Origin of the sequence: Methanobacterium sp., assembly GCF_038562635.1 — an archaeon.
Lineage (GTDB): Archaea > Methanobacteriota > Methanobacteria > Methanobacteriales > Methanobacteriaceae > Methanobacterium_D.
In genome coordinates this window covers 232,189-250,498 of record NZ_JBCFBO010000002.1, presented here as the reverse complement: position 1 = coordinate 250,498, position 18,310 = coordinate 232,189, and the positions used below count along the sequence as shown (strand labels likewise).

18 protein-coding genes are annotated in these 18,310 nt (G+C 33.0%); 15 read left to right on the top strand and 3 right to left on the bottom strand.

Annotated features, from left to right (window positions below; all coding sequences use genetic code 11):
* Positions 1–194: 194 nt before the first annotated feature.
* From AAGU07_RS13265 to AAGU07_RS13230, 8 genes are all read left to right on the top strand, one after another.
* Positions 195–1,757 (top strand): DUF4013 domain-containing protein, encoded by a 1,563-nt coding sequence (locus tag AAGU07_RS13265; protein WP_342459583.1) that lies wholly within the window; start codon positions 195–197, stop codon positions 1,755–1,757.
* 457 nt (positions 1,758–2,214) lie between these two features.
* Positions 2,215–3,525: a UDP-N-acetylglucosamine 2-epimerase (non-hydrolyzing) gene (wecB, locus tag AAGU07_RS13260; RefSeq protein WP_342459582.1), complete on the top strand. Its 1,311-nt coding sequence runs from the start codon at positions 2,215–2,217 to the stop codon at positions 3,523–3,525.
* Positions 3,526–3,859: 334 nt separating this feature from the next.
* Complete coding sequence (locus AAGU07_RS13255; protein ID WP_342459581.1) at positions 3,860–5,161, top strand: nucleotide sugar dehydrogenase; 1,302 nt, start codon at positions 3,860–3,862, stop codon at positions 5,159–5,161.
* 22 nt (positions 5,162–5,183) lie between these two features.
* The gene (locus tag AAGU07_RS13250; RefSeq protein WP_342459580.1) at positions 5,184–6,185 is read left to right on the top strand and encodes an ATP-grasp domain-containing protein; all 1,002 of its coding nucleotides are present in this window, start codon (positions 5,184–5,186) and stop codon (positions 6,183–6,185) included.
* A 108-nt stretch (positions 6,186–6,293) separates the two neighbouring features.
* The gene (locus AAGU07_RS13245; protein ID WP_342459579.1) at positions 6,294–7,316 is read left to right on the top strand and encodes a hydantoinase/oxoprolinase family protein; all 1,023 of its coding nucleotides are present in this window, start codon (positions 6,294–6,296) and stop codon (positions 7,314–7,316) included.
* 127 nt (positions 7,317–7,443) lie between these two features.
* The gene (locus AAGU07_RS13240) at positions 7,444–8,124 is read left to right on the top strand and encodes a hypothetical protein (protein WP_342459578.1); all 681 of its coding nucleotides are present in this window, start codon (positions 7,444–7,446) and stop codon (positions 8,122–8,124) included.
* A 63-nt stretch (positions 8,125–8,187) separates the two neighbouring features.
* On the top strand, positions 8,188–8,883 hold the full coding sequence (locus AAGU07_RS13235) for a hypothetical protein (RefSeq protein ID WP_342459577.1): 696 nt from the start codon (positions 8,188–8,190) through the stop codon (positions 8,881–8,883).
* Positions 8,884–9,024: 141 nt separating this feature from the next.
* Positions 9,025–9,753, top strand: coding sequence for a hypothetical protein (locus tag AAGU07_RS13230; RefSeq protein WP_342459576.1), 729 nt, complete (start codon positions 9,025–9,027; stop codon positions 9,751–9,753).
* Positions 9,754–9,848: 95 nt separating this feature from the next.
* On the opposite strand, the gene AAGU07_RS13225 is transcribed toward AAGU07_RS13230, so the two are convergent.
* Positions 9,849–10,088: a hypothetical protein gene (locus AAGU07_RS13225; protein WP_342459575.1), complete on the bottom strand. Its 240-nt coding sequence runs from the start codon at positions 10,086–10,088 to the stop codon at positions 9,849–9,851.
* A gap of 82 nt (positions 10,089–10,170) precedes the next feature.
* Between AAGU07_RS13225 and AAGU07_RS13220 the strand changes: the two genes are divergently transcribed.
* Positions 10,171–10,680: a CcdC protein domain-containing protein gene (locus tag AAGU07_RS13220; RefSeq protein WP_342459574.1), complete on the top strand. Its 510-nt coding sequence runs from the start codon at positions 10,171–10,173 to the stop codon at positions 10,678–10,680.
* 43 nt (positions 10,681–10,723) lie between these two features.
* On the opposite strand, the gene AAGU07_RS13215 is transcribed toward AAGU07_RS13220, so the two are convergent.
* Complete coding sequence (locus AAGU07_RS13215) at positions 10,724–11,167, bottom strand: response regulator (RefSeq protein ID WP_342459573.1); 444 nt, start codon at positions 11,165–11,167, stop codon at positions 10,724–10,726.
* Positions 11,168–11,476: 309 nt separating this feature from the next.
* On the bottom strand, positions 11,477–12,058 hold the full coding sequence (locus AAGU07_RS13210) for a CDP-2,3-bis-(O-geranylgeranyl)-sn-glycerol synthase (RefSeq protein ID WP_342459572.1): 582 nt from the start codon (positions 12,056–12,058) through the stop codon (positions 11,477–11,479).
* 66 nt (positions 12,059–12,124) lie between these two features.
* Here AAGU07_RS13210 and tes point away from each other — a divergent pair, with 66 nt between their 5' ends.
* The 6 genes from tes to AAGU07_RS13180 all read left to right on the top strand — a co-directional run bounded on the left by tes (position 12,125) and on the right by AAGU07_RS13180 (position 18,276).
* Positions 12,125–13,657, top strand: a complete 1,533-nt coding sequence (tes, locus tag AAGU07_RS13205; protein WP_342459571.1) for a tetraether lipid synthase Tes — start codon at positions 12,125–12,127, stop codon at positions 13,655–13,657.
* Positions 13,658–13,862: 205 nt separating this feature from the next.
* The gene (locus AAGU07_RS13200; RefSeq protein ID WP_342459570.1) at positions 13,863–14,861 is read left to right on the top strand and encodes a beta-ribofuranosylaminobenzene 5'-phosphate synthase; all 999 of its coding nucleotides are present in this window, start codon (positions 13,863–13,865) and stop codon (positions 14,859–14,861) included.
* A 169-nt stretch (positions 14,862–15,030) separates the two neighbouring features.
* A complete protein-coding gene (gene hacB, locus AAGU07_RS13195; RefSeq protein ID WP_342459569.1) occupies positions 15,031–15,522 on the top strand; it encodes a homoaconitase small subunit in 492 nt (163 codons plus the stop codon).
* Between the two features lie 90 nt (positions 15,523–15,612).
* Positions 15,613–16,212, top strand: coding sequence for an HVO_0476 family zinc finger protein (locus AAGU07_RS13190; RefSeq protein ID WP_342459568.1), 600 nt, complete (start codon positions 15,613–15,615; stop codon positions 16,210–16,212).
* Positions 16,209–16,865, top strand: coding sequence for a protein-L-isoaspartate O-methyltransferase (locus AAGU07_RS13185; protein WP_342459567.1), 657 nt, complete (start codon positions 16,209–16,211; stop codon positions 16,863–16,865). The genes AAGU07_RS13190 and AAGU07_RS13185 overlap by 4 nt, the downstream gene beginning before the upstream one ends.
* Positions 16,866–16,995: 130 nt before the next feature.
* Positions 16,996–18,276, top strand: coding sequence for a tRNA (N(6)-L-threonylcarbamoyladenosine(37)-C(2))-methylthiotransferase (locus AAGU07_RS13180; RefSeq protein WP_342459566.1), 1,281 nt, complete (start codon positions 16,996–16,998; stop codon positions 18,274–18,276).
* Positions 18,277–18,310 lie beyond the last annotated feature (34 nt).

Here is an 18,310-nt window from a genome sequence, read left to right as displayed (position 1 = left end):
TAATTTTTAAATTTATGTTTTTTTAACTTATTTTAATGTATTTTATTTCAAATCTCTATTTTTATTAGCATGCTTTTTTATATGATTGTAATAATATAATATAGAGACATAAATGGCAAGTTATATCGTACTTACATCTCAAATAAAAGAAACTTCGCAAAAATAATTAAAAAGGAATATAGGAAGGGTAGTGAATGGACGTAGGAGAAATAATTAAAGATTCTTTAAAATATCCTCTTTCAAACTGGAAAGAATTTTTAGTTTTAGGGGTTTTCATAGCTTTTAGTGGTATGTCTAATTTATCTGTATTAGTAGGTGTAAAAGATAGTGCATTAATAGGATTTTTAGGGATTATTGGATTTTTGAGTATTGCTTTGATATTTGGATATTCCTTTAGAATTATAAAATCGTCTTTGGCTGGTGTAAAACGACTTCCTGAATTTAATGATTGGCCTGAAATGTTTGTAGATGGTGTTAAATTTATGGTGGTTAATTTTGTTTATTTAATTCCTGTTATTTTGATAATTATTTTTGTATACTATTCTGGATCAGATATAGGAAGTATCCCAACTTTAAATTTAGTTTTATGGTTATACGTGTGGTTTCCTTATCTTTTTCTCCTAATTGCACTTTTATATCTAATAATTATTATTCCAGTAATATTAATGGCAGTAGCAAATATGATAGATAATGATGGTAAGCTTAGTGCAGCTTTTAAATTTAAGGAAATATTTAATAACGTCTCAAAATTAACTGAGGATACTCTTACAGGGTCTAAATTGGTTTTCTACAATAGTTTAGTTTCAATTATTATAGGATTCTTTATATTTGATGAAATTATTGATAGAATCAGCAGTATAAGATGGACCAAGCTTATAATTTGGTATATGGCAACTGGAATTATTTCATTAACCTTAATTTTTATAGGCTATACTTTAACTAATATCACTTCAATTTTAATTTTACATGGTTTAGATTTATATTCAATCTCAAATTACAATATTTTAATGATATTGATATTATCGTTAGTTTTACTTCCTTATCTATTTATATTTCTTTCAAGATCAGCTGCATTAATTTATAATTATGCAATTAAGAGTTATTTACTCAATGAAAACTGCATGAGAAACTATCAATTTCACCAAGATAATCTCCTTAATTCAGGGGATGCTAATGAAAAGCAACTGGAAAAATTCAAAATAACTAATATCAATGATAGCAGTAGCAAAAAGGGCAAATATATTGGATTAGTAGTAGGGCTTTTGGTTCTTGTGGTTTTAGCTCATAATTTTGTTAATTTTAACGATAACAGTATGGATATGTCTATAAAAACTTATTCTGGAAATGGTATTAGTTTTAATTATTCTGCTGATTGGCGATTATTTCAGGATACTACAACAGATACTACATCTTCGATTGCAGTTTTTAAATATGATGTAACGAATGGTCCAGGGCTTCGGCTTTATATAATGCCTACTAATGAGTCAACTCAAGACGTAATTAATAATTGGCGAAATTTTATAGTTTCAAATGGAACGATAATTTCAAACGGCACACTGAAAATAGACGGCAATATTGCTTATCAAGTAACCGGTATAGCTGATATTAACGGCTCTAATAAAAATATGAGATATGAGGGAATAAGTTTCGTAAAAAATGGGAAAATGTACAGTTTCCTCCTCCAAGCTCCAGATAGCGACTTTGATAAAGAAGAACAAAATTTTAATATTATTTTAAACAGTTTCAAAGCCCAATAAACTTTTTTTTTCTTATTTAATGATCATAAGAAGTATCACAATACCAACAAGCAATGAAACAATTGTTATAATTATTTCTGCCACAAATTGAACGGTTTAAATCATCGCCGCGTTTATATTCTTTTTTGCTTAGCTATTTGTCTGATAATTTTTTGTTTTTTTCTACTCATCTTTGTCTTCTCTGTAAAAATCTCAATTAACAGTCTTATTATATATTATACATAATTAAAAATAATTCAATGTTAATTAATATGAAAATAAGTAATTTATATTTGTATTTATACTTTAATATTTAAAATTTTTAAAAATGAATAAGTAAATTATAGTTTCATTGCATAAAAGTAACATATATGCTTTAGTTCATATGATAAAGCTTAATAACATGGAAATTTCCAGTGTAGCCTTGAATAATTTCAAAGAATTAACTTTATTAAGCTTAAACTATTAAATGTGCATTATGAAGATTGCAGTCATTATTGGGACAAGGCCGGAGATAATCAAAATGGCCCCAGTAATCGATGAAATAGAAAAACGAAATATCGATTACATATTAATCCATACTGGACAGCACTACGACCACGAGATGTCTGACCAGTTTTTTATAGATTTAGAATTAAAAAAACCTGATTTTAACATTGGGGTTGGCTCTGGATCCCATGGGAAACAAACAGCGACAATGATGAACGGTATTGAGGAAGTTTTAGTTGCAGAAAAACCAGACATAGTCCTTGTTCAGGGAGATACTAATGCAGTACTTGCTGGAGCGCTTGTGGCATCCAAGCTCCATATTCCTGTAGGTCATGTTGAAGCAGGTTTAAGGTCTTATGATAAATCCATGCCTGAAGAAATAAACAGGGAAATTGCAGATGTTTGTTCAAAGCTTTATTTTGTGCCAACCGAAGAATCAGCAGTTAACCTGCTTTTTGAGGGTATCAGCCCAAAAGATATTTTTATAACTGGAAATACCATTGTTGATACATGTATCAGAAACCTTAAAATTGCGCAAAAGTCAGAAGAAAAATCTAAATTTGATTTTGATGGAGATATCCTCACCCTTACCATGCACAGGGCAGAGAACGTTGATAACAAAGAGAGGCTTCAAAATATTATAGATGCACTGCTTGAATTAGATGATGTAACAGTTGTCTTTCCAGTACATCCAAGGACAGTTAAAACCCTTAAAGAATTTAATATGTTTGATAAATTAGAAAATGCAGACCATATTGAACTTATAAGGCCTGTAGGTTACCTTGATTTCTTACTTCTCCTATCAAAGTCCAAGTTTATCATGACGGATTCTGGTGGGTTACAGGAAGAGGCAATTACATTAAACGTGCCCTGTATGACTTTAAGGTATAACACTGAGCGCCCTGAAACAGTTGAAGCTGGTGGAAATATTCTTGTTGGGGCGGAAAAAGATAAAATAACAAGTACAGTTAAAGAAATCTTAAATAACGATGATCTTTATGGTAAAATGAGCAAAGCTGAAAATCCGTATGGTACTGGGAATTCTTCAGAAGGAATTCTTGATGCAATTTTAGATTTATATGATGCTGGTGAGCTTAAAATAACTGTACCTGAAGATATAATGAAAAACAGAACCCGTAAACTTCTTGAAATCAAAGAAGATATATCTGTATTAGAATTTGAAAATAAAGAAGATTCAATAGTAAAAATAGTTTTTGAAGAGGGCAATGCCAGATTTCCCTATGAAAATCTTAACTTAAAGGGTAAGACTGCATTAATCGATAGTTTTAAATCAGATTAATTATTATATTTTGAAAGTTAGTGTAGTACTCCTAATAATTAGTTTATAGTACTACAAATATTGAATAACTTAATTTATTATATTTTTATATTTTTTTAAATTGGATAAGTTTTAATTGATTGAAGCAGTTATTAATATTGAATAATTAAATTTTGAAATTAATTAAATATTTGTTATCAATATTTCATAATTAACTAAAAGGGATAGAAACAATAAATTATTGAAATTAAATAGTTGTTATATATTTCAATTTAACTAAAAGGGATAGAAACAATAAATTATTGAAATTAAATAGTTGTTATATATTTCAATTTAACTAAAAGGGATAGAAACAATGATTCTCGAAAATTCAAAGATTACAGTTTTTGGTCTTGGCCATATTGGGCTTCCAACTGCAGCCCTTTTTGCAAACAGTGGTTTGCAGGTTACAGGAGTTGACATAAATAAAAGAACTATCGAGTATGTAAATAAAGGTAAAACTCCAATTATGGAGCCAGGACTTGATGAACTGGTGAAGAAAGCAGTTGAAAGCGGTAAACTAACTGCAACTGGTGATGGAATCACCGCTTCTAAAGATTCAAGGATCAAAATAGTAATTGTTCCGACGCCTGTGGATGAATTTAAAAAATCTGATTTATCTGCTGTAGAATCCGCTTGTAGGAGCATTTCAAAAGCTCTAAATAGGGATGACCTTGTTATAATAGAAAGTACTACGCCTCCTAAAACCTGTGAAAACGTTGTAATTCCAATACTTGAAGAAAGCGGATTAAAAGCAGGTGCAGACTTTGGAATAGCATATACTCCTGAGAGAGCGCTTCCAAATAACACCATTTATGAAATGACCCATAATGCAAGAGTAATTGGTGGAATCAACCAAAAAAGTGCAGATACGGCTGTTTCTCTTTATGAACATATTACAAAGGGTAAAATAATAAAGGTCAATGATTTGATAACTGCAGAGATGGTCAAACTAATGGAAAATACGTATAGGGATACCAATATAGCACTGTCCAATGAACTTGCAAAGGTCTGTGAAAAACTCGGCATTGATGCGATAGAAGCTATAGCTGCTGCGAACCATCACCCTAGAGTTAATATACATACTCCTGGTCCAGGTGTTGGCGGACATTGTTTATCTATTGATCCATATTTCATTGTAGAGATAGCTGAACAAGAAGGGATAGAATCTACTTTAATAAAGAATGCCAGGGCTATAAATGATGGAATGCCAAGACATGTTGCTGAAATTGTGGTTGACACGTTAAATGATGCTGGAAAACAGATTAAAGACTCTAAAGTAGGTATATTGGGTGTTGCGTACAAGGGAAATGTGGCGGATGCTAGAGAAACACCAGCAAAACCATTGATTGAACTTCTGCTTGAGGAAGGCTTTGATGTGTACGCCCACGACCCGCATACTTCTGATGATTTGATAGAGTTTTTCGGTGCCAGACCTGTAAGCATGGAAGAGGTTCTGGAGTGCGATTGTGTTGTGCTCATAACTGATCACGATGAATATAAATCAATCACACCGGGAATGATCAAAAACAAAATATTTGTTTGTACAAGGCCAGTTTTGAATCCTGATGATTTTAAAAGGGAAGGCGTTGTTTTTAAAGGAATTGGACGGCTTTAAACTTTTTTTTGGAGTTGATTATTTGAAAATACTTATTCTTGAATATATCACAGCCATGGGAATTGATGATCCATCTTTATGGTCTGAAGGACAGGCGATGCTTGATGGATTTTTAGAAGATTTTAAAGATAGGGATGTAGATTATCTTATATCTTTGGACCAATCTATTTCTCGTAATAATTATTGTAACCCCGTTAAACTTGAAGGAGAATTAATGGAGTGGTTAGATCAAAATATATCAAATTATGACTCATGTCTTGTAATAGCTCCTGAAGAAGATTTTATTTTATATGATATAGTAAATTTCATAGAAAAAAAAGGCGTTGGGATTATAGGATCAAGTTCAGATGCTGTAATGATATGTTCTGACAAATTCAGGATGTATGAGTCTCTCAAGGAGAATGTTCCTATAATTAAAACTGAAAAAGTATTTTTCAAAGATATGGATAGTTATGAACCCTTTAATAATAAACGGATTTTAAAACCTGCTGATGGAGTTTCATGCTCGGGTGTACATGTTGTAAACTCAAAGGGTGAAATGAAAAAAGCAGCTTCTTTAATTGAAACCAATCTTCCTTATTTTATAATTCAAAACTTTATAGAGGGAACTTCAGCCAGTGTGAGTTTGATAAGCAACGGCAGTGAAGCAGTTCCGTTAAGCTTGAACCTTCAAGATATCCATTTTTCAGACGAGGGGATAAATTATAATGGGGGGCAGGTGCCTTTAACTCATGAACTTGAAGAAGAAGCAAAAAAAGTGGCAAAAAAGGCTGTAGAATCAATAGATGGCCTTAATGGTTATGTTGGTGTTGACATGATTCTGGGAGAGGAAGTGCATCTGGTTGAGATAAATTCAAGGATTACAACGCCTTATGTAGCATTAAGGCGTCTTTTAAATTTTAACCTTGGTGATGCTATTTTGGATTCTATCTATGGTGATAAATTACCTAAAAAAATTAATTTGTGTGGATCAATATCATTTTGTAAAAAAGACGATGTTTTAAAGCTTGATGAATTGAGATAAATACTGATTAAAATTATTATGAGTTTAATTAAATGCATTTTGAAAGTTTAAATGAAATAAATCTTGAGATATCTAAAAAAATAATTTAAAATAAACAGAGTGATCTTTATGAAAATTGCAGGATTTGACATAGGCGGAGCAAATACAGACCTGGCAGTGGTTGACTTTGACGATCAGGGCAATATAACTGGAATTAAAACAGATTTTGAGTATTTTCCAATGTGGTTAAAAAAGGATGAACTTGGTGATGCTCTTATACGTTTACTTGGAGATGATTTAAAAGATATAGATGCTGTAGGTATATGTATGACCGCAGAACTTGTGGATGCCTATAAGACAAAGAGGGAAGGGGTAATTGACATTGCAAAAAAATCTAAGGAATCCTTTTCTGTTCCTGTAGGTTTTATTGGAATAAATGGTGTTTTAAATTTTGAGGAAGTTGTTGAACGGCCTGATGAAGTTGCTGCTGCAAACTGGATTGCAACGTCTAAAATAGCAGCGGAAATAGAGGAAAATTGTGTAATGATAGATACGGGAAGCACAACCACAGATATCATCCCAATTAAAAATGGATCTGAATGTGCTAAAGGTAGATCTGACCTTGAAAGATTAAAAACAGGAGAACTGGTATACAGTGCAACTCTCAGGACAAATTTGGCTGCAATAGTAGATAAAGTACCTTTAGAGGATGATTGGGTGAGGGTATCTTCAGAACTTTTTGCAGCTACTGCTGATATTCACACAGTACTTGGAAACATAACGGAAGAAGATTACAGCTGCAGTACTTCTGATGGGGCAGGAAAATCAAAAGAAGAGTGTATGAGAAGGATTTCAAGGGTTATTTGTGGGGATATGGATATGCTGAGCGAATCTGATATAGAAAAGATTGCAGCATACATCTACAAAAGACAGGCTGAAAAAGTAGCTGAAGCTCTTTTAGAAGTTTGCGAAAGGGAAAATCTTACAAAAATTGTAACTACCGGGCTTGGTATGGATATAGTCGGTGCAAAAGCAGCAGAAGTAGCCGGACTTGAATCAACAGGTATGGATACAATACTTAAAAAGGATGAATGTGTTGTCGCTCCTGCAGTTGGTACTGCGCTGATGATGAGGGATAGTCTAAAAGATTAAATTATATTTAACTTTTTTTTATTAAGTTAAGACTATCTTTGAATTTGATAACAGCAAATTATAATAAGTTTTAAACTAAAATCAAACCTTTTAAATTGTAAATATTAACAGAAAGCGTAGTGATTTAATGATTAAGAAGATGTTCATAATACTCATTTTAATGGTGGGTATAATAGCCGCAGCAGCATTTATGTTGTATAATTCCAGCGATCATTCAACTTTAGGTTCAAATAGCAAAGGATATGTTACTAAAGACGTATATGCACATTACAGTGAATCTGCACCTAAAATAGCAGTTATAACTGGAATGCATCCGAGGGAAACTTCTGCTAAAACAGTTGTACCTGAAGTTATTAAATTATACGCACTTACGCACAACGTTGAAATTGTAAATTATAAGGTAACAGTTACTGACAGCCCTCAGGATTTTACAACCGGTCGTTACAACGGTCAATGTCTGGTGGCTAAATATATAATTCCAGATATCGCAAAATCAAATTACAGCCTGGTAATAATAGTCCATGACCATGAAAAAGGATATGGTAGTGGATATTATATTGCTACTCCAACAATGGACTCACCATCGGTAAATCTTGCAGAAAAAGTGAGCAGTCTTTTACCTGATTTTAATTACTACCAGAGAAACACGGATTCAAAGGCTCAAAGTTCATCAATTACTCAGGTTGACACTCCAATTGTAAATACCGGAACTCCAGTATTTGTTTATGAAATTCCAGAATGGTTAAGCAATTCTAGTGTATTTACTAATTCCAATAGGTTAATTGATGCATGTTTTAATTCAATTTAAAGGATTAACTACATCTACTTTTTATTTTGAACGATATGTTAAAATTTGTAGGAAATAATAATTATGAAAAAAACTTTAGTTATAATTGGTATAGTTGTTATTAGCATTGCAGTTATGGTTGGATCTTTAAATACAGCCAGTTCAATTAAACATTTTACTTTGGGATCAGATAATAAAGGATTCGTCACTAAAACAATATGTGATCCGTCAGGATCATCGACTAAGAAGATAGCAATTGTAACTGGAATGCATCCGAGGGAAATTTCAGAGAAAATGGTAGTGCCTGAAGTTATAACAGATTATGCTAAATCACACAAAGTTGAAGTTGTAAGCTATCAGGTAACGGTCACTGCTAATCCAGATATATTTGTAACTGGCCGTCATAACGGTGAAAGCCTCGTTGCTAAATATGTAATTCCGGATATTAAGAAATCAAATTATGACCTGGTGATTATCTGCCACAATCATGAGAAGGGTTATGGTAATGATAGCTATTACATTGCCACCCCTACAATGGATTCTCAATCCATAACTCTGGCAGAATCAGTGCACAATCTCTTGCCTGATTTTAATTACTATCAAAGAGACGCAGATTCAAAGGCTCAAAGTTCATCAATTACCACTGTTGATGACCCGATCGTAGCTTCAGGGACTTCTGTTTTTGTTTACGAGATTCCAGAATGGTTAGATAACTCTAATGTGTATTTTAATTCTAATAGGTTAATTGATGCGTGTTTTAAGTCAATGGGGGTGACTTAAACATATTCGCTTTTTATTACTAATTTTTATAAAAGTTTTTATATGGTTAGATCAAATCTTTCTTAAGCAGGTCAATTAATCTCTAAATATTCAAAAATCAGAGCTTACAATTTCCAGAAATCAGAGTTCTAGGTGAATTCAATGATTAAAAAAAAATTAACTATAATTGTTCTATGTGCAATTGTTATTATATTAACAGCTGCATCTTTAAATACAGCTAGTTCAACTAAACATACTACTTTAGGTTCAGACAGCCGAGGATATGTCATAAAAGATGTGTATATGCCAAATGAGACTTTGAGTTCTAAATTGGAGAACTTTACTGGTACTTCTTCTCAAAAAAAAGTTAAAGTAGCAGTTGTTACAGGTATACATCCTAGAGAAACACTTTCAATAAATGTATCTGATGCTGTAGTAAAAGATTATGCTAAATCCCACGATGTTGAGATAGTACATTACACCATTGTGGTGCATGAAAACTTTGATTATTATACTGCAGGTAGAAACAAAGGACAGGGCCTTGCTGCAGATTATATCATTCAAGATGTTGCTAAATCGGATTATGATGTTATAATAATATGTCATGACCATAAAAAAGGTTATGGTGAAGGGTTTTACATTGCAACTCCTTCAATGGATAATAAATCTGTAACACTTGCAGAAAAGGTTGACAAAGCTATGTCCGGATTAAGATTCCTCCCTTCAGATGAAAATCCTAAAAAGAAAGGTACATCAACCGAAGTTTTCACAAAACCTTTAGCAGCTACTGGGCACGCTACATTTGTTTATGAGATCCCTGAATGGGTGAGTTACAGCGAAGCTTATAACGTGACCTATAATTTAGTTGACACGGCTTATAATTCGATATAATTAATGAAAAATCAACATTTTTCATATTAATTATTGTTTAACTTTTTTAAATTTTGTATTATTAAAATCAAGGAATTTAAAAACTAAAAAATAATCTATCCATAAATCAGAGTATAGATAAATATTCCGAGGGCTATAAAAGGTAGTGCTACATTTATAATTATTAAAATTTCTCTATCTCCAATTTTTCGAGGAGTATATGCCTCTAAAAGTAGTGCTGCACTTAGTATAAGCCATCCGAGGGCATATAAGTAACTTTTAATATATAATGTATATATAAAAACAATTAAAAATATGCATCCAGCTAAAATGCTGAATCTGTCATTTGGTGACATGTGATGCCTCTTTTTTTATTATTATTTTTGTTTAGTATGTAATTTATATACTATTGAAATAAATTCAATAATGAGTGATATAATGACAGTTATAGTACCAGATAGTAATTTTATGGCCAGCCCATCATTTCTTATTATAATTTTTTTAATCATTTTACTGCAGTTACGTGAGCGGAAAATGAACTTAAGGAAATTAATAGTCATGCCAGTAATTTTAGCAATTTTTACGCTTCCTGCAGTTTATGTTGAGATGTACAGTGTTTTTAATGTTGTAGTTATCTTTATTGGGCTCTTAATAGGTATATTAATGGGTTATTTAATATCCAAGTTCATGGAAGTTAAGGTTCATGAAGATGGATCCATGATTTTAAAGGGTTCTCTTCTGGCGGTGCTTATGTGGGCTGCAATTATTGTAATCAAGATATATGGTAGGAATGCAATTGGCGGTATGAAACTTATGGATTTAAGCCTTTTAACTTCTATGTTCCTTATCATGACTGTAGGGGCAATGATTTCCCGCCGTGTATTTATTTACAGGAGATACATAAACTTTAAAAAGAATGCTGCTTTAAAGCAGGAATTAATTAACTGAAAAAGTTATAGATTGATAAATGATGTAATGTTTAATGAGAATATTATTTACATGGTATTTCGATACATCCAGGTAATGCGGCCGCTGTAAGCATGAATTTCCCAGTACGCTGTATAATTTTCATTAAACCTCTAAAATCAAGAGGTTTTGAGATATAGCAATCTGCATGATTTATATAAGCAATTTTAGCATCTTTTGGGGAATTTGAAGCTGTAAGGATTACAATAGGTAATGAATTTAATTTTTTATCCATTTTAATTCTTTTAAGTATTTCATGTCCGTTTATAAGAGGTAAGTACAGGTCTAGTATTATTATATCTGGATGATAATCATCATTTCCTTTTTTATACAAGAAATTTAATGCTTCAGTGCCGTCTTTAACAGCGCGTATTTCAGTGGGTATATGGTACTCTTTAAAAATTTCTACTGTCCACCTAATGTCTGCAGGGTTGTCTTCAACCAGTAGTACTTTAACAGGTTTCTTCATTGTATGCCTCAAGATCCTTGTACAAACTGAATTTTAATTCATGTTTTAAGTGATTGAATCAATTTCAATATTCCTATTGTTGAATAGACATCGTATGTTATATTATATTGTAATTAATCCTTAATAAATTTAATTTTTGGAATTATGGCTATGATCTGACCATATTAGTAATACTCGAAAATTTATTCTAGTTCCTAAAAAAAATAGTGAAATTAAAATTTTTCAAATTATTTCTTTGTAAAAATTGTAAAAAAAGAAATTTAATGTGTAATTTGATCAATTTACACGATTAAGATTTTGAGTTTGGTTTTAGTACCAAACATCTTTCATACCAATTAAATATGCAATCATGTTAGTTAGAAGATGTAGAACGATACTTATAATAAGTATAATTATAATCATGTTTAATGGTATAAAAACTATAAGCGAAGCAAATATTAAGGCACCAATTACAAAATCAAGTTGATCTAGAAATGGGGCAGCTTTTCCTCTTTCGATTCCAATTCTTCTTTTTATAAAGCTTCCGACTGCATCACCAATTAAAGCACCGCCTCCTAGGAAAAGTCCTACAAGGGCACCTTGAAGTATACTTGTCGGTATTGGTCCGTGGATTATCGTAATTCCGGGTATTAAGCTAAAGACATTTCCATAATACTCAGATACAGATCCCTGAAGGATCCCTATAAAAGTTCCAATTAAAGTTCCAATAATAGTTCCTCTCCAAGTTACTCCATTACCTATAATACGGCGACCGTCACGAAAATTACGGCCGAAATCCAGTGGTTTACCGCCTCCAAAGACTAATGCTGAAACATTTGCAAGGTATGCCGGTAACATAAAGTATATTACATATGCTGATAAAACTAAAACACTGATAACACTTGCATCCATGGTTTACCTCCTGTTTTAAAGCAAGATAATAATTATGTTATTTATAAATATATCTATGGTGAGATGATGGTTATAAAGAAAACCAAAAGTCTATGTCCTCAATGTCTTTCAGTGGTAGATGCTGAAGTTTATGAAGACAGCGACAAAATTATGATAAAAAAAGAATGCAAAGAGCATGGTATTTTTGATAGTACTTATTGGGGTAGTGATGAACTCTACCTAAAAGCTTCAGAGAGTGATCACAAGGGTAATGGAATAGTTAACCCTCAAACGTCATCTGAAAAAGAATGTCCTATGAATTGTGGAATTTGTAAGGATCATGAAAGTCAAACTATTTTAGGTCTTATTGATGTGACAAACAGGTGTAATTTAAAATGTCCAATATGTTTTGCAAATGCCGCAGTTTCAAACCGTTTATATGAACCAACTTATGAAGAAATAAGGGGCATGCTTCAAACTTTAAGATCTAATAAACCAGTTCCAGCACCTGCAATTCAATACGCAGGTGGAGAACCAACTGTAAGAAAAGATCTGGTTGAACTGATTAAGCTTGCAAAAGAAGAAGGATTTAGACATACTCAGATAGCTACAAATGGATTAAGACTTGCGAGAAATCCGAAACTTGCAAAGGAACTCAAAGAAGCTGGTTTAAACACTGTTTATCTTCAATTTGATGGAGTTACAGAAGAACCATATCTTAAGACAAGGAACAAGGACTTACTTGCAACCAAACTTAAGGCAATAGAAAACTGCAGAGCAGTAGATTTAGGTATAGTGCTGGTTCCTACAATTGTAAAAGGAATAAATGACCACCAGATTGGTGATATAATAAAATTTGCAGTTGAAAACATCGATATAATAAGGGGAGTAAACTTCCAGCCCGTATCATTTGCAGGTAGAACTCCAGCAGATGAAGTGGAAGAGCAGCGTGTAACAATCCCTGATTTTGAAAAATTGGTGGAAAAACAGACTGATTCTCAGATTAAAGTGGAAGATTTCCATCCTGCATCATGCGTTACTCCAATTTCAGAATTTATAGAAGCTATTGAAGGCGAAGAGCAGGTTGTATTTACCTGTCACCCTCACTGCGGTGCTGCTACCTATGTTTTTATTGATGATGACCAAATTATCCCAATTACCCAATTTGTAGATGTGGATAAATTCTTTAAATTACTTTCAAAAAGTGCTGAAGACATAAAAGACGGCGGATTAACTGGAAAAGCAAAAACAGTAGCAAGGGCTACACTTGAACTTCCAAGAACAGTAGATATGTCAAAATCACCAAGTACAGTTGACATCCGATCTATACTGACTTCAGTGTTTAAAGAGAGATCTTACAGCGCTCTTGGGGATTTCCACCATAAAACACTTCTTATTGGATGCATGCACTTCATGGACCCCTGGAACTTCGATCAGGATAGGGTAAAAAGGTGTGTAATACACTATGCAGTTCCAGATGGAAGAATAATACCGTTCTGTTCTATGAACGCTGTTCATAGAGAGGAAATAGAGAAGAAGTTTGCGATTCCATTTGAGAAAGAGAATATAACTGGTGAGAGATTAGAAGGAAAATCTGATTTACCTTCAAATAAAACCTAAATTGAGTTAAATTGTTACTTAGGAATTAAAATAACTATTTCTAATTCTCTTTTGTAGACTTATTTTCTGGAAGTTCAGAAAACTATTAATATGCAGAATTAAACAAGAGATCAACTATTAATAATTTAACAAAAAATATAACAAAAACAGTACAAAGTACCATTTCTTTGAAAGTCTGGAATAAATCAAATAGCAGGTCGTTCAAATGATTATAGAAACTCCATCAAGGCTACACATGACTTTAATAGACCTTAATGGAACTATTGGAAGAGTTGATGGCGGTGTAGGACTTACCATCAAAAAACCCAAACTTGTTCTTGAAGCAAAATCTCAAGATGAGGGTATCGATATATTTTTTAAGGAATCCCATAAATTGAATGAAAAAATAATGGCAGATTGTGGGAGAAAAATTGAAAATACAGTTAAGAAAATAACTGATTTCCTGAAAATTGACTCTGGATTTAAATTTGAGGTTAAAACAGCTTATCCTGCACATTCTGGACTTGGATCAGGTACTCAACTATCCCTTGCAGTTGCAAAGCTTATATTAAATCTTAATGATCGTGATATGGATGCATGGCAAATAGCAAAAATCGTTGGAAGAGGTGGGACTTCAGGTATTGGAGTCAGGGCCTTTGATCATGGCGGATTTATTATTGACGGCGGGCATAAGGTAGATGAAAAACCTGATTTTTTACCATCATCAGCATCTAATGCACGCCCTGCACCTTTAATAGCAAGATATGATTTTCCAAAGGATTGGAAAGTAGTACTTGCAATTCCAAATGTCCCTGCAGGTGCATCAGGTCAAAATGAGGTAAATATTTTCCAGGGGTACTGTCCAATTAAGCTGGATGAAGTACAGAAATTATCTCATTTGATATTAATGAAAATGATGCCTTCTTTAGTAGAAGAAGATTTAGACTCTTTTGGATCTGCAGTTAATGAAATTCAGAATATTGGATTTAAAAAAATAGAAGTTGGGTTTCAGGATTCTGTAATTAATGAAATAGCTCAAAATCTCAGAGATGCAGGTGCAGCGGGGGTTGGAATGAGTTCATTTGGTCCTACTATTTATGCGGTAACTGATACAAACACAAAAGATATATCAAAAGTAGCTCAGAGTACTATGAACGAGATTGGCGGAAAAGTTATTGTTACTGAAGCTAAAAATAGCGGTGCTACGTTGAAAAAAGAATTTTGATGATGTTCAAAATTCAAGGGTATAATCAAAGTGAAAATTTTAACATAGCCTGTTTACATTAATAACATGTGTTGAACTATTAGTTAGCAATCATTTATATAACAACTAAATGATAATATTGACATCGCTAAATTAATCAAAATTCTTTAAAAACTCATCACTGATTCATATGAAGGAAAAAATAGAAGGAAAAGTCTGGAAATTTGGAGATAATGTAGATACTGATGTGATAATTCCTGGGAGATATCTGAGAACTTTCAGCCTGGATGATCTGGCAGCACATGTAATGGAAGGTGTAGACCCTGATTTTTCAGGAAATGTCCAAAAGGGAGATATCATAGTTGCTGACTGGAATTTTGGGTGTGGTTCATCAAGAGAACAAGCTCCAGTAGCCATAAAACACGCAGGTGTTTCAGCAATAGTTGCAAAATCATTTGCAAGAATTTTTTATAGGAATGCGATAAATATAGGGCTACCTGTCATTGTGGCAGATATAAATGCCGAAAAAGGAGATATTTTAAAAATAGACCTGGAAGAAGGCATTATAGAGAACAAATCAACTAATGAATCATTTAAAATAGAGCCATTTAAAAAATTCATGCTTGATATTTTAAAAGACGGTGGATTAGTTAAACATTACCTTAAACTCAAAGAAGAATAGGGTTTTAGGTAAACACAATTTTATTTTTAGTATATACTGAATAGATTACATAGTGTAAATATAAATTTATTAAAATTTTGAGGAAAGTAAATGAAATGTCCTGTATGTGAATCTGAATCATATGAAATCTTAAAATCAAAAGGTAAGCATTCAAAAGAGCTTCTTTTGAAGTGTGAAGAATGCGGCAATGTTTACAGGGAGAACATAATACGAGAAAAACCTGTAGATGTTAGAACAGTTATAAGTGAGTTTGAAAAATCTAAAAAAGAGTTCATAAAGCTTTATCCTGACGAAGTGCTGATGGTAGATGATATTTTAGACCTCGACGGAAAAGAAGTTGCAGTAAACTCGATTGAAACAAAAACTAATGCAAGAGTTTATAGAAGCCAAGTTTCGGATATAGAAACTATTTGGGCATCTCCAATGGATATGCCTGCAAGAGTTGGAATTTCTGTGGATTTTGGTGGCAGAATTATCTCAAAAAAAGTGGATATTGATAGGGATTTTGAGTTCACTGTTGGAGATATAGTCAAAATGGGGAACTTGATTTTTAAAATAACTTCCATGAAAACCATTGAACGAAAACTTAGAAAAGGTTTTGCAAAGGCTTATGTGACTAAAAGGGTTTATGGAAGACCTTTAGAAGAATTCGTAAGATATAATTATGATCTAAGTTCTAATATAGTATGATGATAAATGAAAGGAAGGAACTTGTTAAGAGACTTTCAGAATATGGATACATAAAATCAGAGAATGTAAGGCAGGCTATGGAAAAAGTTCCGAGAGAAGAATTTTTACCGGAAGAAAATAAGTCTTACGCTTACAATGATCAACCTCTTCCAATAGGAAAGGGTCAAACAATCTCAGCACCACATATGGTAGCAATGATATGTGAGAGACTTCAACTTGAAGAGGATATGAAAGTTTTAGAGATTGGGACTGGTTTTGGATACAATGCAGCTGTTATTTCAGAGGCCATGGGCAAAAAAGGCCATGTTTACAGCATAGAAAGGATAGAATATCTTGCAAAACTGGCCGAAGAGAACCTTACAAGAACTGGCTACGATGAAAATGTAACAGTGATAATTGGTGATGGAACACTTGGATATGAAAAAGAAGCGCCATATGATCGAATTTATGGGACTGCTAGTGCCCCATATGTTCCTGAACCCTTTAAAGAACAGCTTAAGGTTGGTGGAAGGCTCTTAGTTCCAGTTGGAGAACAGGCATATTTCCAGGATCTTATCTGTATTGTTAAGAAATCCGAAACTGAATTCAAAGAGAAATCACTGGGTGGAGTTGCTTTTGTTCCGATGATTGGGAAACATGGATGGCCTGAATAGGTTCCGGATATTACTTTTAAAGAGATTATACTATCCAACTAATTTTTAGTTAAAACAATATATTTATAGCTAATTTTAGATTAGATCACACAGTTCAATTTATATTTTTACACAGGATCAGGTCGATAAAATGAAAGTTTACATTGATACATTTGGTTGTACATTTAATCAGGGTGACTCACAGATAATGGCAGGGCTTCTGCAGGAAGACAATGCCCAGATAGTTTCAAAGATGGAAGATGCAGATGTGATCATACTTAACACATGTTATGTTAAACAGCCGACAGAACAGAAGGTTATAAACAGGATTAAGAAGGTTCAGGAGCAGTTTCCAGATAAAAAGTTGATAATTTCTGGATGTATGGTGGAAATTGATCCAGATAAACTTAGAAAAGCTGCACCTTCTGCTGGATGGATTGGGCCGCGTCAAATTAAATCGACTATAGATGTTGTGAAGTCATGCATGAATGATAAAACTTCGCGGATTACAGGTCATAGTGAAGATATAAAGGCAGGCCTTCCAAAGATACGTTTCGATCCATTTGTACATATATCTCAAATATGTGAGGGATGTGTTGGAAGATGCACTTACTGCTGTACAAGGTTTGCAAGGGGAAAACTCCAGAGCTATCCAGTTGAAGATATAAAGAATGAGATTGAAAGCGCAGTAGCGGATGGATGTGTTGAAATTCAACTCACGGCTCAAGATACGGCTGCATATGGGATGGATACTGGAGGAAAACTTTCGGAACTTATAAAAGAGATAACTACGATTCCTGGTGATTTCAGGTTGAGAGTTGGAATGATGCACCCAAAGAGCATGATGCGAGATCTAGATGGGTTAATCGAGGCTTTTATGCATAAAAATGTCTATAAATTCATGCATATCCCTATTCAAAGCGGCAGCGACTCTGTATTAAATCATATGGGTCGTGATCACACAGTTGCACAGTATAAAGATATAATATCAAAAGTCAGGGAAAAAATACCCGAGATTTCTATAGCTACAGATATAATAGTGGGCTATCCAACAGAAACTGATGAAGACTTTGAAGACACTTTAAAGTTAATCGAAGATATTAAGCCAAACTTTATCCATATTTCGAAATACAGACACAGACCAATGGCTATATCCTCTTCAATGCCTGAAATAGACCATAACATTATGAAAAAAAGGTCTAAAGCACTGAATGATCTTAAATCAAAGATACTTTACCAGAACAACCTTGCAGAAATCGGAAAAGTTCATGAAATTTTAATAACAGAAAAAGGTAGTAAGGGCGGTTACATTGGAAGGACAGATTCTTACAAGCATGTAGTCATAGAAAACGGTGAAATTGGTACTTTTGTTAATGTAAAGATAGATGAAGTTACAAGTACCTATTTAAAGGGAACTATTTATGATAACTAATTTTTAGCTGCTGAATCATGTTTTTATATGATTT